Annotated in this window: 19 protein-coding genes; 10 read left to right on the forward strand and 9 right to left on the reverse strand. The window is 56.7% G+C overall.

Annotation, left to right across the window (positions count from 1 at the left end; genetic code table 11):
* Nucleotides 1–48: 48 nt before the first annotated feature.
* Entirely contained in the window at nt 49–1041 is a 993-nt protein-coding gene (gene xylF, locus AB8846_RS13135) for a D-xylose ABC transporter substrate-binding protein (protein ID WP_032650791.1), read from the reverse strand.
* Nucleotides 1042–1412: 371 nt separating this feature from the next.
* Between xylF and xylA the strand changes: the two genes are divergently transcribed.
* The 4 genes from xylA to AB8846_RS13155 all read left to right on the forward strand — a co-directional run bounded on the left by xylA (nt 1413) and on the right by AB8846_RS13155 (nt 5813).
* Nucleotides 1413–2735, forward strand: coding sequence for a xylose isomerase (gene xylA / locus AB8846_RS13140; protein ID WP_121426086.1), 1323 nt, complete (start codon nt 1413–1415; stop codon nt 2733–2735).
* Nucleotides 2736–2795: 60 nt separating this feature from the next.
* On the forward strand, nt 2796–4250 hold the full coding sequence (xylB, locus tag AB8846_RS13145) for a xylulokinase (protein ID WP_370732882.1): 1455 nt from the start codon (nt 2796–2798) through the stop codon (nt 4248–4250).
* A 103-nt stretch (nt 4251–4353) separates the two neighbouring features.
* The gene (locus AB8846_RS13150; RefSeq protein ID WP_370732883.1) at nt 4354–4893 is read left to right on the forward strand and encodes an isochorismatase family protein; all 540 of its coding nucleotides are present in this window, start codon (nt 4354–4356) and stop codon (nt 4891–4893) included.
* A complete protein-coding gene (locus AB8846_RS13155) occupies nt 4893–5813 on the forward strand; it encodes a GlxA family transcriptional regulator (protein WP_370732884.1) in 921 nt (306 codons plus the stop codon). Before AB8846_RS13150 ends, AB8846_RS13155 begins: the two co-directional genes overlap by 1 nt.
* Here AB8846_RS13155 and AB8846_RS13160 read toward each other — a convergent pair.
* Complete coding sequence (locus tag AB8846_RS13160; protein ID WP_331413817.1) at nt 5806–6801, reverse strand: acyltransferase; 996 nt, start codon at nt 6799–6801, stop codon at nt 5806–5808. The genes AB8846_RS13155 and AB8846_RS13160 overlap by 8 nt on opposite strands.
* 183 nt (nt 6802–6984) lie before the next feature.
* Between AB8846_RS13160 and AB8846_RS13165 the strand changes: the two genes are divergently transcribed.
* From AB8846_RS13165 to glyS, 3 genes are all read left to right on the forward strand, one after another.
* Nucleotides 6985–7290 carry a YsaB family lipoprotein gene (locus AB8846_RS13165; RefSeq protein WP_047646683.1) on the forward strand — a complete coding sequence of 102 codons (306 nt, stop codon included), beginning with the start codon at nt 6985–6987 and terminating at the stop codon, nt 7288–7290.
* Between the two features lie 160 nt (nt 7291–7450).
* Nucleotides 7451–8362, forward strand: coding sequence for a glycine--tRNA ligase subunit alpha (gene glyQ / locus AB8846_RS13170; protein WP_003860141.1), 912 nt, complete (start codon nt 7451–7453; stop codon nt 8360–8362).
* A gap of 9 nt (nt 8363–8371) precedes the next feature.
* The gene (gene glyS / locus AB8846_RS13175) at nt 8372–10441 is read left to right on the forward strand and encodes a glycine--tRNA ligase subunit beta (RefSeq protein WP_370732885.1); all 2070 of its coding nucleotides are present in this window, start codon (nt 8372–8374) and stop codon (nt 10439–10441) included.
* Between the two features lie 93 nt (nt 10442–10534).
* Here glyS and AB8846_RS13180 read toward each other — a convergent pair whose 3' ends face one another.
* Nucleotides 10535–10972, reverse strand: coding sequence for a hypothetical protein (locus AB8846_RS13180; protein ID WP_370732886.1), 438 nt, complete (start codon nt 10970–10972; stop codon nt 10535–10537).
* Between the two features lie 909 nt (nt 10973–11881).
* Here AB8846_RS13180 and AB8846_RS13185 point away from each other — a divergent pair.
* Nucleotides 11882–13501, forward strand: coding sequence for an ABC-F family ATP-binding cassette domain-containing protein (locus tag AB8846_RS13185; RefSeq protein WP_370732887.1), 1620 nt, complete (start codon nt 11882–11884; stop codon nt 13499–13501).
* Nucleotides 13502–13540: 39 nt separating this feature from the next.
* On the opposite strand, the gene AB8846_RS13190 is transcribed toward AB8846_RS13185, so the two are convergent.
* Entirely contained in the window at nt 13541–13828 is a 288-nt protein-coding gene (locus AB8846_RS13190; RefSeq protein WP_063145367.1) for an HTH-type transcriptional regulator, read from the reverse strand.
* A 331-nt stretch (nt 13829–14159) separates the two neighbouring features.
* Here AB8846_RS13190 and AB8846_RS13195 point away from each other — a divergent pair, with 331 nt between their 5' ends.
* Both AB8846_RS13195 and cspA read left to right on the forward strand, forming a co-directional pair.
* The gene (locus AB8846_RS13195; RefSeq protein ID WP_023334083.1) at nt 14160–14870 is read left to right on the forward strand and encodes a DUF3053 domain-containing protein; all 711 of its coding nucleotides are present in this window, start codon (nt 14160–14162) and stop codon (nt 14868–14870) included.
* Nucleotides 14871–15117: 247 nt separating this feature from the next.
* A complete protein-coding gene (gene cspA, locus AB8846_RS13200; protein ID WP_003860775.1) occupies nt 15118–15330 on the forward strand; it encodes an RNA chaperone/antiterminator CspA in 213 nt (70 codons plus the stop codon).
* 58 nt (nt 15331–15388) lie between these two features.
* Here cspA and ghrB read toward each other — a convergent pair whose 3' ends face one another.
* The 5 genes from ghrB to AB8846_RS13225 all read right to left on the reverse strand — a co-directional run bounded on the left by ghrB (nt 15389) and on the right by AB8846_RS13225 (nt 20651).
* A complete protein-coding gene (gene ghrB, locus AB8846_RS13205) occupies nt 15389–16363 on the reverse strand; it encodes a glyoxylate/hydroxypyruvate reductase GhrB (RefSeq protein WP_370732888.1) in 975 nt (324 codons plus the stop codon).
* Nucleotides 16364–16389: 26 nt separating this feature from the next.
* A complete protein-coding gene (locus AB8846_RS13210) occupies nt 16390–17670 on the reverse strand; it encodes an MFS transporter (protein WP_023334085.1) in 1281 nt (426 codons plus the stop codon).
* A 169-nt stretch (nt 17671–17839) separates the two neighbouring features.
* Complete coding sequence (locus tag AB8846_RS13215) at nt 17840–18778, reverse strand: sugar kinase (RefSeq protein WP_370732889.1); 939 nt, start codon at nt 18776–18778, stop codon at nt 17840–17842.
* A gap of 3 nt (nt 18779–18781) precedes the next feature.
* A complete protein-coding gene (locus AB8846_RS13220; protein WP_370732890.1) occupies nt 18782–19531 on the reverse strand; it encodes a sugar phosphate isomerase/epimerase family protein in 750 nt (249 codons plus the stop codon).
* A 103-nt stretch (nt 19532–19634) separates the two neighbouring features.
* Complete coding sequence (locus tag AB8846_RS13225) at nt 19635–20651, reverse strand: LacI family DNA-binding transcriptional regulator (protein WP_039261180.1); 1017 nt, start codon at nt 20649–20651, stop codon at nt 19635–19637.
* Nucleotides 20652–20777 lie beyond the last annotated feature (126 nt).

A 20777-nucleotide genomic window follows, 5' to 3' on the forward strand; every position in this document is an offset into this window, starting at 1 on the left:
AGAACAGTACAACGTGATGCGCCCCCGCAGAGCAGGGGCCGCGCCGGATTACAGTTCGCTCTTCTTGTGGAAACCGTCTTTAACCACGGTGGCGTCAATGTTCTCTTTGTTGACTTCAATCGGTGTGAGCAGGCGAGCCGGAACGTCTTTCAGCCCGTTATTCAGGGTCGCGTCTGCTTTAGGTTGTTTGCCATTGCCCAGCTCTACGGCGATTTCCGCCGCCGTATTGGCCAGCTGGGTAATCGGTTTGTAGACCGTCATGGTTTGGGTGCCTGCGATAATGCGTTTTACGCCAGCCAGATCGGCATCCTGTCCTGAAATGGCGACTTTACCGGCCAGCCCCTGGGCGCTCAGGGCCTGGATAGCGCCGCCTGCGGTGGCATCGTTGGAGGCCACAACCGCGTCAATTTTGTTGTTGTTGGCCGTCAGCGCGTTTTCCATAATCTTCAGCGCGTTTTCTGGCAGCCAGCCGTCGGCCCACTGGTCGCCAACCACTTTAATTTTCCCGTTGTCGATGTACGGCTTAAGGACTTTCATTTGCCCTTCGCGGAACAGTTTGGCGTTGTTATCCACCGGAGAGCCGCCCATCAGGAAATAATTGCCCTGAGGCACTTTGTCGATCAGGCTTTGCGCCTGTAATTCCCCGACTTTTTCATTGTCGAACGAAATATAATAATCAATGTCCGCATTATTAATCATGCGGTCATAGGCCAGGACTTTTATGCCTTCCTGTTTGGCTTCTTTCACCACGTTACTTAATACCTGGCCGTTATAGGGGATAATGACCAGAACATCGACGCCACGGTTGATCATATTCTCGATCTGCGACATTTGTGTTTCTTCGTTGCCGTTAGCCGACTGAACAAACACGCTGGCGCCGAGGGATTCTGCTTTTTTAACAAAAATATCGCGATCTTTTTGCCAGCGCTCCAGGCGCAGGTCGTCAATCGCCATGCCAATTTTGACCTCTTTGGCATGTCCTGCAAAGCTTGCAAGGAGGAGCGTAGTGCAAAGCGTTAGAGTCAGGTTCTTTATCTTCATAATTATTAGGCCTTTTTGTAGGGGTATGTGTTGCTGAGATAAAAGAAACATTCACTGCTGAGACGCAGCAAATTTTTAACGCGGAAAGGCGGGCTGGCAATTACAGATTTTTATCTTCTCATTATGATATTTGGTTTATTTCTGAATTTATGACCGCGATCGGATTTTAAAATACGTAACGTCTTAATTACATTTGATTCTGGAATATGCGCCGAAAAATAGTTTGCCTGCGCATTATTTTGCGAGCCAGCGCACAGTTGTGCATTCTCTCAATAGCAGTGTGAAATAACGTAATTGAGCAACCCAAAATGTCTATTCACTATTACTCCTGTATCAACGACTCGCCGCATACCCTGATTATGGAGCTCAATATGCAAGCTTATTTCGACCAACTCGATCGTGTTCGTTACGAAGGACCAAAAACGACCAATCCTTTAGCATTTCGTCACTACAACCCGGATGAGCTGGTGCTGGGTAAGCGCATGGAAGATCATCTGCGCTTTGCCGCCTGTTACTGGCATACCTTCTGCTGGAACGGCGCCGATATGTTCGGCGTGGGTTCCTTTGACCGCCCGTGGCAGCAGCCGGGTGAGGCCATCGAGCTGGCAAAACGCAAAGCCGATGTCGCGTTTGAGTTCTTCCACAAGCTGAACGTGCCGTACTACTGCTTCCATGACGTGGACGTGTCGCCGGAAGGCGCGTCGCTGAAAGAGTATCTGAACAACTTCGCGCAGATGGTGGATGTGCTGGCGGCGAAACAGCAGCAGAGCGGCGTGAAGTTGCTGTGGGGCACGGCAAACTGCTTTACCAACCCTCGCTACGGCGCGGGCGCGGCAACCAACCCGGATCCGGACGTGTTTAGCTGGGCGGCCACGCAGGTAGTGACGGCAATGAACGCCACGCATCAGTTGGGCGGTGAAAACTATGTCCTGTGGGGGGGCCGTGAAGGCTATGAAACCCTGCTCAACACCGACCTGCGTCAGGAGCGCGAACAGATTGGCCGCTTTATGCAGATGGTTGTCGACCATAAGCACAAAATTGGCTTCCGCGGCACGCTGCTGATCGAGCCGAAACCGCAGGAGCCGACGAAGCATCAGTATGACTACGACGTGGCGACGGTGTATGGCTTCCTGAAGCAGTTCGGTCTGGAAAAAGAGATCAAAGTGAACATTGAAGCCAACCACGCTACGCTGGCGGGGCACTCTTTCCATCACGAGATCGCGTCTGCGATCGCGCTGGGCATCTTCGGTTCTGTTGATGCGAACCGCGGCGATGCACAGCTGGGCTGGGACACCGACCAGTTCCCGAACAGCGTGGAAGAGAATGCGCTGGTGATGTACGAGATCGTCAAAGCGGGCGGTTTCACCACCGGCGGCCTGAACTTTGACGCCAAGGTGCGTCGCCAGAGCACCGACAAATACGATCTGTTCTACGGCCACATTGGCGCGATGGACACCATGGCGCTGGCGCTGAAAGTGGCGGCTCGAATGATTGAAGACGGCGAGCTTGATAAACGCGTAGCGAAGCGTTACAGCGGCTGGAACAGTGAGCTGGGCCAGCAAATTTTGAAAGGGCAGTTATCGCTTGCGGAAATCGCGAAGTACGCTGAACAACATCAGCTGGCACCGCAGCACCAGAGCGGGCACCAGGAACTGCTGGAAAACCTGGTCAATCATTACCTGTTCGATAAATAACAGCATCCAGGCCCGGTAAGCGCAGCGCCACCGGGCATTTCTGTCAAAGGAGTCACCACAATGTATATCGGGATCGATCTTGGCACATCGGGTGTGAAAGCCATCCTGTTGAGCGAGCAGGGCGACGTGCTAGCAACGCAGACGGAAACGCTGCAGGTTTCACGTCCGCATCCGCTGTGGTCTGAACAGGATCCGGAGCAGTGGTGGCAGGCGACGGATCGCGCAATCAAAGCCTTAGGTGAGCAGCACAGCCTGCGCGACGTGAAAGCGCTGGGGATTGCCGGACAAATGCACGGCGCTACGCTGCTCGATAGCCAGCATCGCGTGCTGCGTCCTGCGATCCTCTGGAACGATGGCCGCTGCGCGGAAGAGTGTGCGCTTCTCGAGGCGCGCGTACCTGCCTCCCGCGAGATTACCGGCAACCTGATGATGCCGGGCTTTACTGCGCCAAAATTACTGTGGGTGCAGCGCCACGAGCCGGAGATTTTCCGTCAGGTGGCGAAAGTCCTGCTGCCGAAAGACTATCTGCGCTTTCGCATGACGGGCGATTTTGCTTCCGACATGTCTGATGCCGCCGGCACGATGTGGCTCGACGTGGCGAAGCGCGACTGGAGCGAGGCGATGCTGGATGCCTGCCATCTGACCCGGGAACATATGCCCGCGCTGTACGAAGGCTGTGAGGTGACGGGCGCACTGCTGCCAGCTGTTGCTGAGCGCTGGAATATGCCTGCCGTACCGGTGGTGGCTGGGGGCGGCGATAACGCGGCGGGCGCTGTCGGTGTTGGCATGGTTGAGGCGGGCCAGGCGATGCTGTCGCTGGGGACGTCTGGCGTCTATTTTGCCGTCAGCGACGGGTATCGCAGTAATCCAGAAAGCGCTGTGCACAGCTTCTGTCATGCCCTTCCCGGGAAATGGCATTTGATGTCGGTGATGCTCAGCGCGGCGTCCTGCCTGGACTGGGCGGCAAAACTCACCGGCATGGCCGACGTTCCGGCGCTTATTTCTGCGGCGCAGCAGGCGGATGACGCGGCGGGTACCGTCTGGTTTTTACCGTATCTTTCCGGCGAGCGTACGCCGCACAACAACCCGGAAGCAAAAGGGGTGTTCTTTGGCTTAACCCATCAGCATGGCCCGGCAGAACTGGCGCGTGCGGTTCTGGAAGGCGTGGGCTATGCCCTGGCCGACGGGATGGACGTGGTGCACGACTGCGGCCTGAAACCGACGAGCGTCACCCTGATTGGCGGCGGTGCGCGAAGCGCTTACTGGCGACAGATGCTGGCGGATATCAGCGGGTTGCAGCTGGATTTCCGCACCGGCGGGGATGTCGGACCCGCGCTCGGCGCCGCGCGTCTGGCGCAGATAGCCATTCATCCGGAACAGCCGCTTTCGCAGCTGTTGCCGCAGCTTACGCTTGAACAGGCGCATGTGCCTGACGCGGCGCGCCATGCGCGGTACGCGGAAAGGCGCGACGTGTTCCGCAAAATCTACCAGCAGCTGCTGCCGCTGATGTCGTAAATATGCTTGTCCGGGAGAGGCACGAGGATGTCCTTTTTTGGTCTGTGCGTGCCTTCATTTCCTTGCCAGTATGGTGTCACACCCACTGGCGAGGAGATCCATCATGTCACGCACTGCATTAATCAACATCGATACTCAGCAGTCATTTCACCACCGCAATTACTGGCAGGAAAGCGAGATCCCTGCCTTTCAGCAGGCGATGCTGGGGCTGATTGAAGGCTGCCAGGCGCGCAATATTCCGGTCGTTGATATTTTTCACGTAGATGAAGACGGTCCTTTCACCCTGGAAAGCGGCTGTGTCAAACCGATGGCCTTTTTGCGTCATCAGCCGGATGTGGTCTTCCAGAAACACGTCCATAATGCCTTCACGGATACCGGGCTTGACCGCTGGCTGCGCGAACGTGATATCAACAGTGTAATTATCTGCGGCATTCGCACTGAACAGTGCTGCGAAACCACCGCCCGGGTGGCATCCGATCTGGGTTATGCTGTGACCTTTGTCAGTGAGGCAACGCTGACGTTTCCCATGACGTACAAGGGCATTACCCTTAGCGCAGCGGAAATTCGCCATCGTACCGAGACGGTACTGTCCGGGCGTTTTGCCGAGATTAAAACGGTAGCGGAGACGCTGGAGTCCCTGTAATGAGCATCGACGTCTGGTTCGTGATGTTGCCCGGGGTGCTGTCATTAGACATGACCGGCCCGGCGGAGACCTTTGTGCTGGCTGGCGACGCGTTTCGCCTGCATTACATTGGCCCGCAGCCGGAGGTTCCGACGTCGATAGGCCTGACGATGAGCGGCATCCAGCCGCTGCCGGAAAGCCTGCCATCGGGCAGCCTGCTGGTGCTGCCGGGGGTGAGCGACTCCCGCTTTCAGTTCTCAACCCCGCAGGCGCAGCAAATCCAGCACTGGCTGATGCGCCTGCAGCCGCAGATCCAGCGCCAGGAGATCGCCGTGATGTGCGTCTGTTCAGGGGCCTTACTGGCGGCGAAATCGGGCCTGCTGAACAACCGGCAGTGCACAACCCATCATGATGTTATTAGCCGTTTACGCACCGCTGCCCCCACGGCGACGATTAAAGAAAATCGCATATTTGTGCAGGATGAGAACATCTGGACCAGTGCGGGGATCACGTCGGGTATCGATCTGGCGCTGCACATGATTAACCGCCTGTGCGGCCCCGAAAAGGCGCTGGCCGTGGCGCGTGAGATGGTGGTCTGGTTCCGCCGTTCCGGTGACGATCCCCAGCTATCCCCGTGGCTACGCTACCGCAATCATCTTCATCCGGCGATTCATCGGGCGCAGGATGCGCTCACCGCCGAGCCGCAAAAAACGTGGAGCTTGCCTGACATTGCCGCCCTGGCGCACGTCAGCCCGCGTCATCTCACCCGGCTTTTCCAGTCACATTTAGGGATTAGCGTTCGCGATTATCTGGAGCAGCTGCGTCTGGCGGTGGCGGAGCAGTGGCTATTGCAGGGGTGCGGCGTGGAGCAGGCTTCACTGGCGGCAGGGTTTTCCTCCCCGCGCCAGTACCATCGCGCCCGGCAGCGAAGCATTAGCTGACGAAGCGGCGAGCGTCTATTTTTTGCAGCAGCATCGACAGCAGCAGGCTGATCGCCAGCGTGGCGGCAAAAATCCAGACGATATCCAGCACCGGCCAGCTTTTTAGCTCAACGCCTCTCGTGCGCAGCGCGTGGATCACCAGCGCGTGAAAACCGTAAATCCCGAGAGAGTGGCGAGAGATAAGACTCAGCACGGGCAGGGGACGCGCGTTCAGGGTGTTTTTGGCGAGAGTGAGCAGCGAAACGGCACAGATAAAGACCATCGGCCCGCAATACAGATACCAGGTATCGGCAAAATTGCCGCGCCACTGCAGCTCGTGCAGCGTCCCGCGTGATATCACCGCCACGCCAGCGATAAACAGCGCCCCGCAGAGCCAGTTCAGACCGCGTTTTTGCGTGTCCATCATCCCGATGGCGCGCCCCAGCATGCCGTAAAGCACGTAGTAAAAAGTGTCGCCGTTGATATAGAGATTGACCGGCAGCCACTCAAATCCGTCGATTTTCTGTGAAAGCGTATTCGGGTTGGCGATAATGCCAGCCACCGCCATCAGGGCCAGCAGCATTTTACCGCTGACGTTCTTTACCTGGATGAGCGGGGAGACCAGATAGATAACGATAATGGCGAAGAAGAACCACAGGTGATAGAACACCGGTTTTTGCAGCACGTATTTCAGCGAAAGCCCGGCGTTAATCGAGGTGAACAGGGTGATATAGAGCAGGGCAACGGCGCTGTAGAACCCCAGACAGGCCGCGATGCGAATGAAGTGTCTCGGCTGCGCGCTGCGCTCGCCAAAAAAGAGAAAGCCGGAAATCATAAAGAACAGCGGCACGCTGACGCGTGACGCAGAGTTGAGAATATTGGCGATATCCCAGTTAACGGGGCTGATGCTGTGGGCATTCGTGACGTACCAGGTCGTCGTGTGGATCATGACCACCATCAGACACGCTATTCCTCGCAGGTTATCAATCCAGTTAATTTTTGACTGCATCAGTTCCTCGTATTCCCTGTAAATTGAGTGTGACTGCCGTTGTCCAAAAGTCTTCGTTTGGAAAATTCTGAGTTTTATTCACCAGGCTTGTAGGGAGGCCGCGAGATTCGCAGAATGCCGGACCGTAATCTATAAAAGCTTTGATACTAAAAATAACAGCCACTGACCAGGGCGGTAATAAAAATGATGATGAAGCGTGTGGCGTCACTCTTTCTGCTGGCGAGCCTGGCGGGATGCAGTGCGCCGCAAGAAGCACCTGTGCAAAAAGCGCAGCAGGGTAAAATGAGCCCGGAACGCTCACTGGATATGGAAGCGCTCTGTAAGGATCGGGCCGCTCGCCGCTATAACTCGGACGTGCAGAAAATTGATGTCACCGGGTTTGAGCGTTTTCAGGGAAGCTATGAGCTGCGGGGCCATACGTCGCGCAAAGAGGGCTTTGTCTGCTCGTTTGATGCGGACGGTCAGTTTTTACATCTCTCCATGCGCTAGCCTGCTGGTATAATCAACAGCCAGACGCGGTCAGCGTTCTGGCCGCAAGGCTTATTTCCCAATTTTCCCTAAACAACCCCGTTTCGTACTGTATATCTTGCAGCCAGCGGGTATACTGGTCCCTTCCATTTAAAACCACACGTATCCAGCACGAAATACTATGCAAAAGTTTGATACCAAGACCTTCCAGGGCCTGATCCTGACCTTACAGGATTACTGGGCTCGTCAGGGCTGTACCATTGTTCAACCTTTGGACATGGAAGTCGGCGCCGGCACTTCACACCCGATGACCAGCCTGCGCGCGTTGGGGCCAGAGCCAATGGCGACCGCGTATGTGCAGCCTTCTCGTCGTCCGACCGATGGTCGTTACGGTGAAAACCCGAACCGTCTGCAGCATTACTATCAGTTCCAGGTGGTGATTAAGCCATCACCAGACAACATTCAGGAACTGTACCTCGGGTCGCTGAAAGAGCTGGGTATGGATCCCACCATCCACGACATCCGTTTCGTGGAAGATAACTGGGAAAACCCAACGCTGGGTGCCTGGGGTCTGGGTTGGGAAGTGTGGCTGAACGGCATGGAAGTGACCCAGTTCACCTACTTCCAGCAGGTGGGTGGTCTGGAATGTAAGCCGATCACCGGTGAAATCACCTACGGTCTGGAACGTCTGGCGATGTACATTCAGGGCGTAGACAGCGTTTACGACCTGGTCTGGAGCGACGGCCCGCTGGGTAAAACCACCTACGGCGACGTGTTCCATCAGAACGAAGTGGAGCAATCCACCTATAACTTCGAATACGCGGACGTGGACTTCCTGTTCACCTGCTTCGAGCAGTACGAGAAAGAAGCGCAGCAGCTGCTGGCGCTGGAGACTCCGCTGCCGCTGCCTGCTTACGAGCGTATTCTGAAGGCCGCCCACAGCTTCAACCTGCTGGACGCCCGCAAAGCCATCTCCGTGACTGAACGTCAGCGCTACATTCTGCGTATTCGTACCCTGACCAAAGCCGTTGCAGAAGCTTACTATGCGTCCCGTGAAGCCCTTGGCTTCCCGATGTGCAACCGAAACAAATAAGAGGCGGCCATGTCTGAGAAAACTTTCCTGGTGGAAATCGGCACCGAAGAGCTGCCACCAAAAGCCCTGCGCAGCCTGGCTGAATCTTTCGCTGCGAACGTGACTGCCGAGCTGGATAACGCTGGCCTGGCACACGGTAAAATTGAGTGGTTTGCCGCCCCGCGCCGTCTGGCGCTGAAAGTGGCAAATCTGGTGGCGTCTCAGCCGGATCGCGAAGTCGAAAAACGTGGCCCGGCGATTGCCCAGGCGTTTGACGCGGAAGGCAAGCCGAGCAAAGCGGCTGAAGGCTGGGCGCGCGGCTGCGGCATCACCGTCGATCAGGCCGAGCGCCTGACCACGGATAAAGGCGAGTGGCTGCTGTACCGTGCGCATGTGAAAGGCGAAAGCGCGGAAGCGCTGCTGCCGGACATGATTGCCACTTCTCTGGCGAAGCTGCCGATTCCTAAGCTGATGCGCTGGGGCGCGTCCGACGTGCACTTCGTGCGTCCGGTTCACACCGTGACCCTGCTGCTGGGCGATACCGTTATCCCGGCGACCATTCTGGGCGTGGCGTCCGATCGCGTGATCCGCGGCCACCGCTTCATGGGCGAGCCTGAGTTCACCATCGACAATGCTGACCAGTATCCACAGATCCTGCTGGAGCGCGGTAAAGTTATTGCCGACTACGAGCAGCGTAAAGCCAAAATCAAAGCGGACGCCGAAGAAGCGGCTCGCCAGATTGGCGGTAACGCCGACCTGAGCGAAAGCCTGCTGGAAGAAGTGACCTCTCTGGTTGAATGGCCGGTTGTGCTGACCGCGAAGTTTGAAGAGAAATTCCTGGCCGTGCCGGCTGAAGCGCTGGTGTACACCATGAAGGGTGACCAGAAGTACTTCCCGGTTTACGCCAACGACGGCAAGCTGCTGCCAAACTTTATCTTCGTGGCAAACATCGAATCGAAAGATCCGATCCAGATTATCTCCGGTAACGAGAAAGTGGTGCGCCCACGTCTGGCGGATGCGGAGTTCTTCTTCAATACCGACCGCAAAAAGCGTCTGGAAGATAACCTGCCGCGTCTGCAAACCGTGCTGTTCCAGCAGCAGCTGGGCACGCTGCGCGACAAGACCGACCGTATCGCTGAGCTGTCCGGCTGGATTGCCCGCGAAATCGGTGCAGATGTGAACCACGCGACGCGTGCTGGCCTGCTGTCCAAGTGCGACCTGATGACCAACATGGTGTTCGAATTTACCGACACCCAGGGCGTTATGGGCATGCACTACGCGCGTCACGATGGCGAAGCGGAAGACGTGGCCGTGGCCCTGAACGAGCAGTATCAGCCGCGCTTTGCGGGTGACGAACTGCCGTCCAACCCGGTTGCCTGTGCCGTGGCGATTGCCGATAAGATGGACACCCTGGCGGGTATCTTTGGTATCGGTCAGCATCCGAAAGGCGACAAAGACCCGTTTGCGCTGCGTCGTGCTGCGCTGGGCGTGCTGCGTATCATCGTTGAGAAGAACCTCAACCTGGATCTGCAGACCCTGACTGAAGAAGCGGTGCGTCTGTACGGCGACAAGCTGACCAACGCGAACGTTGTGGATGATGTGATCGACTTTATGCTCGGTCGTTTCCGCGCGTGGTATCAGGACGAAGGTTACACCGTTGACACCATTCAGGCGGTGCTGGCGCGACGTCCGACCCGTCCGGCTGATTTCGATGCGCGTATGAAGGCGGTTTCCCACTTCCGTACCCTGGAAGCGTCATCTGCCCTGGCCGCAGCCAACAAGCGTGTATCCAACATTCTGGCGAAATCCGACGAGACGCTGAACGAGCGCGTAAACGCCGCAACCCTGAAAGAGCCGGAAGAGATCGCTCTGGCGATGCAGGTTGTGGTGCTGCGCGACAAGCTCGAGCCGTACTTTGCGGAAGGCCGCTACCAGGAAGCGCTGGTGGAGCTGGCCGAGCTGCGTGACGTTATCGACGCCTTCTTCGAGAAAGTGATGGTGAACGTAGAAGATAAAGAGCTGCGTGTTAACCGTCTCTCCATGCTCGAGAAACTGCGCGAGCTGTTCCTGCGCGTGGCGGATATTTCGCTGCTGCAGTAATGTGCCCGCTGTTACAAATGCTAAAAACCCGCTTCGGTGGGTTTTTTTATGGGTCTTTTGTAGGCCGGATAAGCGCAGCGCCATCCGGCAGGTTTAGCCAATCGCGATTGTGCCTTCGTCTGTCTGCAGCCAGCGCGGTGCCTTCAGCGTATCAGCAAAGTAGCTGACCAGCTCGCACAGCAAATCTTCCATCACCATTTCAGATTGTCGCGGCAGTGAGCCGTTCATCAGCATCTGCGTAAGCTCCTGACAGTAGCGCCCCAGCTGATCGCATTCGGGTTCGAAAGCCGGAACGCGTGACGGGAGCTCCTTCACGGTCAGGCTGGCTTTTAAAGCGTCCGGAACAGGTTCCAGAAGCGTGGGTTGCAGAAGATTCAGACAGGCATAAAGTCTGCCGTAAAGCGCCATTTTTGGGGCGGGTTCTTCGCAATCTACCAGTGCGTCGGTAAAACGTTCGCAGTTATCCGCCAGTTCGGTGAAGTCGGTGGCGTGGTTGAAGGGCAGGGTGATTAAAGAGTTAATCAATGACATAAAATAACCTCAGTGAGTGGTATATCTTCCGCCACGGGAGGTTCCAGGCTCGCTGGTGGCGGAACCGAACAAGGTTGGAACGACTGGCCTCACTGACACCAGCGCGCTTTGCAGCGCCCCTGTCCGGCCCGCCATTGAGATGCAACAGGCCGTACGACACAGAGCCTGTGTCGCCAGTGAAGTGATTCAGGGTTCCAATCCCGGCACCTGATTTTGCAGGTGCGAAGAGAACTTACTGCTCATCAAAACAGGCGGCAACAGATTTGAGCTATACCACTGAGGATATTACCATTTCTGGAAAGAGACTCGCAAAATTACCGCAATGAAAAGCATACTGCGGGCAGAGGTCTTACAGCGACGCTATGGTCCGGCTGTAAATCGCTGAGGCGTTTCCTGTAGGCCGGGGCGAGGCGCATGGATGCGCCGAGAGGGCGGGCTTTACAGGGATGTTACCTCCGCCCGTCCCCGATAAGCCGGAAGGAATAAGGCGAAGGTACCGCGTAGCGGCGATTTACCGCCGGGAGCCCGGGTAGCCAGGGTGGTGGCGACTGAGCCACCCTGGCACGTTCACGGGTATTGTCGTTACAGAGTAGCAAGGAACATAAAGTGAACGGAATGACCACCAGAGCTGTATGCTCCCCCTCACCCTAACCCTCTCCCCAAAGGGGCGAGGGGATTGTTCACTGCTCGCATTAATTTGTGGGGATCCCTTAGCCCAAAGGGAGAGGGAGTATAAGTCGCCCAAAATTTAACCTTGAAATGGTCAACACATTACCGTTATCCTTATCCCGTTAACTTTCTCGCGCTGGAGCGCCCCCCAAAAATGAACAAACACGACTGATGAATTTCGATCCTTGCTAAACGCCACCGCGTCGGCAGGGGATGTTTTGATTTCATTCAGGAGTGCTTATGGCTCATTTTGCGCAGTCCCCTTCTTTTATTTTGCATCAGGTCACCTGTCAGTTTCCGACGGGCGATACCCTTTTTGGTCCGCTGAATCTTACGCTGGAACCCTCCCTGTGCGCGCTGGTTGGCCGTAACGGCAGCGGGAAAACGCGTCTGCTGCGTCTGCTAGCGGGGATGGACGAACCGGCTATCGGTCATATTGAACGCTTTGGCTCGCATGTCTATGTGGCGCAGCAGCACGTCATTTCCCCGCAGACGACGCTTGCTGAACTGCTCGGGTATGACGCGATTTTTACGGCGCGTAAGCGCATCGACAGCGGCGATTACCAACCTGACGATCTGGAGTTGCTCGACGGCCACTGGGATGTAGCCGAGCGCCTGAGCGGGGCGTTTATCAATGCCCAACTGCCACCGTTTGATCCGGATAAGCCTGCCGCTGAACTCAGCGGCGGCGAGCGCATCCGCGCCCTGCTGTGCGGGGCGTTTACGGCTGAGGCGGATTTCATGCTGCTGGACGAACCCACTAATCATCTGGATCGACAAGGCCGGGCGTGGTTTTACGACCAGCTCAGCCGTTTTCAGGGCGGCGTGCTGGTGGCCTCCCATGACCGCGAGCTTCTGGAGCAGGTGCCGCGTATTCTTGAACTAAGCGCCTCGGGTCTGCGCAGCTACGGCGGGAATTATGCGGATTATCAAACCCAGCGCGATGCCGAACAGCAGGCGGCCCGTGCGGCGCTGGAACATGCGGCAACCGAGCGCAAACGCACCCGGGTACGTATGCAAAAAGAGCATGATGACAGCCAGCGGCGTTCGGCAAAGACATTGCGCACCGTCGATACCCTGAATATCGCATCGTTCGAGCGGGTCAAATATAAAGGCGCGGCAAAGGAGCGGATCGGCTCCTGGAAAAAACAGCACAGCGGGCAAAATGAAGCCCTGAACGCTGCGGTAAACAAGGCGCGTGAACGCGTTGAGGAAGATAACCCGGTAATGTTCACCCTGCCGGGGAGTCAGATCCCGGAGGGGAAGCAGGTGCTGGTGCTGGAAGATCTGGTGCTGCCGCATGTGCCTGTTACCCCTATCACCTGGCGCATGGACGGACCAATGCGCGTGGCGTTAAAGGGACCAAACGGCTGCGGGAAATCAACGCTGTTAAAAATCCTCCTCGGCGAGATCGCCCCCCGTTCGGGTACCTGTAAGGTTTCCGTCAGCTGTGCTTATCTCGACCAGCATCTGTCCCGGCTCGATCTTTCGCAGTCGGTCATGACGCATCTCAACCTGGGTCATACGCCTCTGGAAGAGGGGGTTTTGCGAACCCGCCTGGCGCAGCTTCAACTGGGCGCCGACAAAGTTACGCTCCCGCTGGCGGAGCTCAGCGGCGGCGAGCGTCTTAAGGCCGCCCTGGCCTGCGTGCTGTGGCGCGCGGAGGCCACGCAGCTTCTGCTGCTGGATGAACCGACCAACCATCTGGATCTGGCCTCGGTCCAGGCCATTGAAGCGGCGCTGGCCGGTTTCCCCGGGGCTCTGCTGGTGGTATCACACGATGAGGCTTTTTTAAGAGGCTTAACGTTAACGCATGAATGGGTATGGGAAGAGGCGGGCTGGCGTTGTGATAGCCTTTAAAACACAAGCCCCCGCAAAGGCGGGGGCATTCAAACTTCACTACGCTATATGTTTGCTGAGTGCAGGGTTGGCCTGAATCAGGCGCATCAGCCTTAGCTCGGTTGGGGTGGGTTTCTCACGTTTTGACTCCCACTCCTGCACCATAGCCACGCTGACACCCATCGCTCTGGCGAATTCTTCCGTTTTCAGTCCTGTCCCTTTGCGCAATTGCTCATATTCTGTAAAGGGATTGGATTTTTGTTGCAGGGTAATTGTCTGCGGTACATCTTTAAAAATGATCTGTTCCAGGCTGCTCAGCAGCTCAAACTCAGGATCTTTATATTCCATTGAGGACTCCTCTTAAATCTCACATCGTGATCAAGAACATCAGAGAGCCAGTTAAGAATAGTCCCTAATACCAACCCAGGATCGTCACGGGTGTGATTAATCGTGCGGTAACGATCGCTTTATCCGATTCAGCAATATGGATAGTTATGCTAATTCCCTGATTAGTCATATGTCGGCTTCGTCAGGTATTTTTTTGTAAATGGTAAGAAATAAATCGGCAATAGCCGTTTTGCATGAAAAGAGTATCTTGCAAGGCTGACCTGGACTATCCTTGTCAGCGTCGGGCACGCGTGTGCCGGTGTGCGCTTTTTTGGGTGAAAGGAGTAATAAAATGGCGACAGGAAAGTCCTGCTCTCGCTGGTTTGCGCCTATTGCGGCGTTGTTGATGGTTGTTAGCCTGAGTGGGTGTTTTGATAAAGAAGGCGATCAGCGCAAAGCGTTTATCGATTTTCTACAGAATACAGTGATGCGCAGCGGTGAGCGGTTACCGACGCTGACTGCGGATCAGAAAAAACAGTTTGGCCCCTTCGTGTCCGATTACGCCATTCTTTATGGTTATTCACAGCAGGTGAGCCAGGCGATGGATTCCGGAATCCGTCCCGTGGTGGATAGCGTGAACGCCATTCGCGTTCCGCAAGATTATATGACGCAGCGCGAACCGCTTCGCCAGTCCAACGGTGCGCTTGGCGTGCTGAGCCAGCAGTTGCAGAATGCGAAAATGCAGGCTGACGCGTCACGTTCTGCGTTGAAGCAGGGCGACGATCTCAAACCGGTCTTCGACAAAGTGTATGAGAAAGTGGTGACAAAACCGTCTGAAGCACTGCAACCGCTGATTCCGGCCGCGCAAATCTTCACGCAGCAGCTGGTTCAGGTGGGTGACTTTATCGCCCAGCAGGAGGCTCAGGTGAGCTTTGTTGCTAACGGCATTCAGTTCCCGACCTCGCAGCAGGCAAGCCAGTACAATACGCTGATTGGGCCGCTGGCCTCCCAGCATCAGGCCTTTAGCCAGGCCTGGAGCGCAGCAGTCACTGCCACAGAATGAACCGAAAAAACCCCGCTTCCGGCGGGGTTTTTTTATGCATATCGAAAATAACGCTTGTCATTCTTCTACCACATCGGTATAACTATCCCCGTCGGTTTGTTACACAGACCTAAAGCAGTTTAGTAAAGCAGTCCAGATTGTTATCCATAGATACCCTTCGTTGTGACCCTTCCTTCATCGCTTAAAAATCTGTAACGCAATCCATCAAGCCGGAAGGCACAATATATTTGTTAATAAGGTAATTTCTATGTCTGCTAAAATGACTGGTCTGGTAAAATGGTTCAACGCTGATAAAGGTTTCGGCTTCATCACTCCTGACGATGGCTCAAAAGACGTGTTCGTACACTTCTCTGCTATCCAGAACGATGGCTACAAATCTCTGGATGAAGGTCAGAAAGTTTCCTTCACCATCGAAAGCGGCGCTAAAGGCCCAGCAGCTGGTAACGTTGTAAGCCTGTAAGCTTCCAACCCAGTAGCACAAAATTCAAAAACCCGCCTTCTGGCGGGTTTTTTCGTTTCTATCGTTGCACCTGCGGGTTCACGCAGTTTATCTCCACCTTTCCGCTAAGGGCGGCGATGAGATTATCGACCGCGGTGGCCGCCATGCTGTAGCGCGTCTCGTGGGTGGCTGAGCCGATGTGCGGCAGCGCAACCACGTTAGGCAGTGAAAGCAGCGGGGAATCCACCGGCAGCGGCTCCTGCTCAAAGACGTCCAGACCTGCTGCATGGATCTCACCGTTTTGCAGGGCCTCAATCAGCGCCTTCTCATCCACCACCGGGCCACGACCCGCGTTGATGAAAATGGCTGACTGCTTCATTTTCTTAAACGCCTCTTTGCCAATCAGATGACGCGTTTCGTCCGTCAGCGGCAGAACCAGACAGACAAAATCGGCCTCCTGTAGCAGGGTATCCAGCTCGCAGTAGCGGGCGTTGAAGCGTTCTTCGGCTTCACTGTGATGGCGACGCGCGTTATACAGAATCGGCATGTTAAAGCCAAAATGCGCGCGCTGCGCCAGTGCCAGCCCGATACGCCCCATGCCAACAATACCCAGCGTTTTGCCGTGAACGTCCACGCCGAACCAGTCCGGTCCAATGCTTTTTGTCCATTCGCCCGCTTTCACGCGCTCCGCGACTTCCACCACGCGCCGCGCCGTGGTGAGTACCAGCGCCATCAGCGTGTCGGCCACGGTTTCCGTCAGGGCATGTGGCGTATGCATCAGCAGGATCTTGCGGGCATTGAGGGCGTCCACATCGAAGTTGTCGTAACCCACGGAAACGGTAGAGGTAGCACGGAGCTTCGGCATTTTCTCCAGCAGGGCGACATCCACTTTCTCGCTTGAACCCAGCAGGCCTTCGGCGCTGGCGAACGCTTCGGCGTGCTGTGCCACGGTTTCCGGGCTCAGGTTCTTCACCTGCGTGACGGTGAAGTGTTCTTCAAGGCGTTTCTGCAGATCTTCCGGCAGTGCTTTATACAAAATGACGGACGGCTTCATGCTAATCTCCGTTGATTTTTAAGGATTCAGGCGTGGCGAGCGCCGACAGGGTGTTGTTGATTATTAGCAGGCTTAACAATCAAAGTAAGCCACACGGAGGCGAAAAGCGCCACCCCCATAAAAATGTACGATGCGGACGGACTGCCGGTGGCACCGTTCAGGTAACCGACGAACCAGGAGCCGCAGAACGAACCCAGCGCACCCATACTGTTAATCAGCGCCATCGCGCCGCCCGCCACGTTACGCGGCAGCATTTCCGGGATGATGGCAAAGAACGGGCCGTACGGGGCGTACATGGCTGCACCGGCAATGACCAGCAGGGCGTAAGAGGCCCAGAAGTGATTCGCGCCGACGGCCCAGGAGCCAATGAACGCAAAGGCAGCGATCAGCAGCAGCGGCCAGACAAACAGCTTACGGTTTTGCAGCTTATCCGATGCCCATGATGCGACGATCATGGCGATGGTCGCGGCCAGATACGGTACGGAAGAGAGCCAGCCCACTTCTACCATGCCAAGGTTCTCGCCGCCGCTGCGGATAATCGACGGCAGCCACAGCACAAAGCCGTACACGCCAATGCTCCAGGTAAAATACTGCGCGCAGAGCAGGATCACGTTGCGCGAGCGGAAGGCTTCACCGTAGTTGCGAACCGCCTTCAGACCTTGCTGTTCTTTATCCAGCTGTGCCTGCAGCGCTGCTTTTTCATCTTCGGAAAGCCATTTCGCCTGGGCAGGTTTATCCTTCACCAGCACCCACCAGCAGAATGCCCAAATTACAGCCGGGACCCCTTCGATGATAAACATTTCGCGCCAGCCGAAGGACTGGATCAGGTAGCCAGATACCACCGACATCCACAGTACCGTCACCGGGTTACCGAGGATCAGGAAGGTATTCGCGCGCGAGCGTTCAGATTTGGTAAACCAGTTGCTGATGTAGATCAGCATCGCCGGCATAACCGCCGCCTCAACGACGCCGAGGATAAAGCGAATGGCGGCCAGGGCAGGAATATTGTTCACCACGCCGGTCAGTGACGCGCAGGCGCCCCACAGGATCAGACAGACGAAGATCAGCTTACGCACGCTGCGGCGTTCTGCGTAAATCGCGCCGGGGATCTGGAAGAAGAAGTAGCCCAGGAAGAAAAGGGCACCCAGCAGGGAGGAGATACCTTTGGTGATGCCGAGGTCCTCTGTGATCCCCGCCGCGGACGCGAAGCTGAAGTTGGCACGGTCAAGGTACGCCAGGCTGTACGTGATAAACACGATTGGCATGATGTACCACCAGCGTTTTACTGCATTGGTCGAACTGTTCATAGGCTTGCCTCTGTTGTTGAGGTTGTTACCGCCGTTGTCTGTAGGGTACACGGTGGTTTGTTTTGTTGAGTGCGATTTATGCCCCTCACCCCGGCCCTCTCCCCAGAGGGGAGAGGGAGCAAGTCATTCCCTCGCCCCTCTGGGGAGAGGGCTAGGGTGAGGGGGATGTTTATTCGTTAAGCTCTGCTCGCGTTGGTAATCCTTCGCTGTCGCCCTGCACCTGAATGGCCAGCGAGCCAATCTTGTTGCCCCGCGTGACGGCCTGCTGCAGCGTTTTGCCTTCCAGCAGGGCGCTAATTACGCCCACGGCAAAACCGTCGCCCGCGCCGACGGTGTCGACAACGTTCTCAACCTTCACCGCCGCGACCGCGCCCTGTTCGCCGTTGGCCGTCTTAAACCATGCGCCATCGGCGCCGGTCTTCAGCACCACCGCTTTTACGCCTTTATTCAGGTAGAAATCGGCAATGCCTTCCGGCGTGCTTTCGCCGGTCAGGATCATCCCTTCTTTCAGGCCCGGCAGGACCCAGTCCGCCCTGAACGCCAGACGGTTCAGCTTCTCGACCATTTCCGCTTCGCTTTTCCACAGCACGGGGCGCAGGTTCGGATCGAAAGAGATCGTTTTTCCCTGGGCTTTGAGAGTGGCTGCCGCATGATCCAGTAGCTCATACGAGCTGGCAGACAGCGCAGCCGCCACGCCGCTCAGGTGCAGGTGGCGCGCGGAGGCGAAATAGTCGGCGTGGAAATCCGCTACGGAGAGGTGGCTTGCGGCCGATCCCTTACGGAAATACTCCACGATGGGATCGGTTCCATTTTCGACTTTAGATTTAAGCTGAAAGCCGGTAGGGAAGCGTCCATCAAGGGTGACGCCTGCGGCATCAATACCCTCTTTTTTCAGCGAGTCGAGGACGAAATGGCCAAAGCTGTCGTCCCCTACGCGGCTGACCCAGCCGACGTTCAGGCCGAGACGCGCCAGGCCGGTCGCGACGTTTAGCTCTGCGCCTGCCACGCGTTTGATAAAGTGCTCTACCGCGCTCAGTTCGCCCGTTTCAGTGGCGACAAACATCGCCATGGCTTCGCCGATCGTGATGACATCCAGCGTCTTGTGCATGATTTACTCCTCGCGCAGCAGGTTGACGTAATGGCGGGTAACGGCGGTTAAATCCGTCCCTTCCAGCGGGAACTCGATACCGCGCGGGGCATCGGCAGGCAGCTGGCCGAGCAGATCCAGCCAGCGCGCATCGGCGTGGTCCGGTGGCACGGCGCGGAAGTTATCTTTATGCGGCACGGCGGCTTTAACGTGGATATAGCTCACCGCAGGGGCCAGATGACGTGCGGCCTCTTCAGGCGAATCGCCAACCCACAGCCAGTTGCCCATGTCGAAGGTCAGCGTGACGGGGAGCGCCATTTCCCGGCAGGCGGCCTGGAAGCGCTGCATGAGTGCGAGCTGTCCACAGTCGGTCTGATCGTTCTCCACGACCAGCGCCATGCCGCTTGCGTTCAGCAGGCTACGCAGGGCGTCGAGAGGCTGCGCGTCGCGGAAATGGCCCAGGGAAACCTTCAGCCACAGGGCGTTCAGGGTGTTAGCTTCAGAGAGATAGCGGGTCAGGTCCGGGTTGAGGGTGCCGTCGGGCATAAACAGGGCGGCGGGGGCGGAGTAGCACGCCAGCAGGCCCAGCAGCTCAATGGATTCTCCCAGCGCAGGCAGCGCCAGCAGCTCTTCACTGCTGAACAGCTCCCGGCGGATCTCCACGCCGTCTGCCCCCGAGCCTGCAATAACGGGCAGCATTGCCCGTTGACCGCCCGCCTGTCGCACCTGTTCCGCACCGTACGCGGCGGTGACCACCATAATTTTCCTGCCCATCTTCGGACTCCATCGCAACATATCAATACTATTACGCTAGGTGGAACCGGTTCCAAAGAAAAGGTCAGGATGTCGAATTTATGATCGGTATCACAAGGTAAAATTAACGCGCGGTGGAGCCGCGAACGATCAGCTCGCCGGAGAAGACCTGCTCGCGAACGGCATCGCTGGTGCCTTCAATGCGGCGAACCACTTGTTCAACAGCAGCATAGCCAATCTGCCAGGTGGGTTGTTTGAGTGTCGTTATGCCGACGCCAGCCAGCTCCGCCCACTCCAGTTCATCAAACCCCAGCAGACCGATGTCGCTGCCCCAGTGCAGGCCAATGCGCTTGAGCGAGCGGGCGACCTGAAGCGTCAGCGCCCCGTTGGCGGAGATAACGGCTTTGCGCATCCCACGATGGCGCGTGTGGAACTGACGCAGGGTGTTGTCGAGCTGGTCGGCTTCGTGAAGCGGGGTTTCGGCATTTTCGGCGATCACGCCGGGATATCGCTCCAGCGTGGCGCGAAATGCGCTCAGGCGCTCGCGGCGGGTGTTGACCATCCCTAACGGCTCGCTCAGAAACAGAATCGCCTCGAAGCCCTGTTCGATCAGGTGCTCGGTGGCGGTCGTGGCGGCCTGGGTGTTATCCAGCCCGACCACATCGCAGGCAAATTCCGGAATTTTACGGTCGATGAGGACCATGGGCAGGGAGGACTGCTGCAGGCGGTTTAAACCCTCTTCACGCATGCCCACCGCGTTAACCACAATCCCTTCGACCTGGTAGCTGCGCAGCAGATCGAGGTAATGCAGTTCCTGGTCGACTTCGTTGTTGGTATTACAGACCAGCGGCGTGAAGCCTTTCTCGCGACAGGCGGCTTCGATACCGCTGAGCACGTTAACGGAATAGGGGTTGGTGATATCGGCGATGATAAGCCCGATAAGGCGGGTGCGACCGCGCTTGAGCCCGCGCGCCATGAGGCTGGGACGGTAGTCGAGATCGGCAATGGCTTGTTCAATACGCGCCAGCAATGCGTCGGACAACAGGTGTTTCTCGCCGTTAAGGTAGCGCGAAATGCTGGTTTTACCGGTTTTGGCGGCTTTCGCCACGTCGCTGATGGTGGCCCGGGCTGGTTTGCTCATCGCTGATTTCCCTGAATTTAGTGAGAATACCTTAGCGGGAAAATCTGGCGAATCAAGTAATTTGCCCGGTGGCGCTGCGCTTACCGGAGGTTGCGGTTTGGTGCCCGCACCCCAACCCTCTCCCAC

Source organism: Enterobacter sp. KB-221C9 (genome assembly GCF_041320715.1).
Classification (GTDB): Bacteria; Pseudomonadota; Gammaproteobacteria; order Enterobacterales; family Enterobacteriaceae; genus Enterobacter; species Enterobacter asburiae_D.

Excerpts from the sequence above, each read along its gene's own strand:
- cspA (WP_003860775.1), top strand. The coding sequence starts at position 15,118 with ATGTCTGCTAAAATGACTGGTCTGGTAAAATGGTTCAACGCTGATAAA.
- AB8846_RS13215 (WP_370732889.1), bottom strand. The coding sequence starts at position 18,778 with ATGCACAAGACGCTGGATGTCATCACGATCGGCGAAGCCATGGCGATG.
- AB8846_RS13190 (WP_063145367.1), bottom strand. The coding sequence starts at position 13,828 with ATGGAATATAAAGATCCTGAGTTTGAGCTGCTGAGCAGCCTGGAACAG.
- AB8846_RS13210 (WP_023334085.1), bottom strand. The coding sequence starts at position 17,670 with ATGAACAGTTCGACCAATGCAGTAAAACGCTGGTGGTACATCATGCCA.
- xylA (WP_121426086.1), top strand. The coding sequence starts at position 1,413 with ATGCAAGCTTATTTCGACCAACTCGATCGTGTTCGTTACGAAGGACCA.
- glyS (WP_370732885.1), top strand. The coding sequence starts at position 8,372 with ATGTCTGAGAAAACTTTCCTGGTGGAAATCGGCACCGAAGAGCTGCCA.
- AB8846_RS13150 (WP_370732883.1), top strand. The coding sequence starts at position 4,354 with ATGTCACGCACTGCATTAATCAACATCGATACTCAGCAGTCATTTCAC.
- AB8846_RS13160 (WP_331413817.1), bottom strand. The coding sequence starts at position 6,801 with ATGCAGTCAAAAATTAACTGGATTGATAACCTGCGAGGAATAGCGTGT.
- xylB (WP_370732882.1), top strand. The coding sequence starts at position 2,796 with ATGTATATCGGGATCGATCTTGGCACATCGGGTGTGAAAGCCATCCTG.
- glyQ (WP_003860141.1), top strand. The coding sequence starts at position 7,451 with ATGCAAAAGTTTGATACCAAGACCTTCCAGGGCCTGATCCTGACCTTA.
- AB8846_RS13165 (WP_047646683.1), top strand. The coding sequence starts at position 6,985 with ATGATGATGAAGCGTGTGGCGTCACTCTTTCTGCTGGCGAGCCTGGCG.
- AB8846_RS13195 (WP_023334083.1), top strand. The coding sequence starts at position 14,160 with ATGGCGACAGGAAAGTCCTGCTCTCGCTGGTTTGCGCCTATTGCGGCG.
- AB8846_RS13185 (WP_370732887.1), top strand. The coding sequence starts at position 11,882 with ATGGCTCATTTTGCGCAGTCCCCTTCTTTTATTTTGCATCAGGTCACC.
- AB8846_RS13180 (WP_370732886.1), bottom strand. The coding sequence starts at position 10,972 with ATGTCATTGATTAACTCTTTAATCACCCTGCCCTTCAACCACGCCACC.
- AB8846_RS13155 (WP_370732884.1), top strand. The coding sequence starts at position 4,893 with ATGAGCATCGACGTCTGGTTCGTGATGTTGCCCGGGGTGCTGTCATTA.
- AB8846_RS13220 (WP_370732890.1), bottom strand. The coding sequence starts at position 19,531 with ATGGGCAGGAAAATTATGGTGGTCACCGCCGCGTACGGTGCGGAACAG.
- ghrB (WP_370732888.1), bottom strand. The coding sequence starts at position 16,363 with ATGAAGCCGTCCGTCATTTTGTATAAAGCACTGCCGGAAGATCTGCAG.
- xylF (WP_032650791.1), bottom strand. The coding sequence starts at position 1,041 with ATGAAGATAAAGAACCTGACTCTAACGCTTTGCACTACGCTCCTCCTT.
- AB8846_RS13225 (WP_039261180.1), bottom strand. The coding sequence starts at position 20,651 with ATGAGCAAACCAGCCCGGGCCACCATCAGCGACGTGGCGAAAGCCGCC.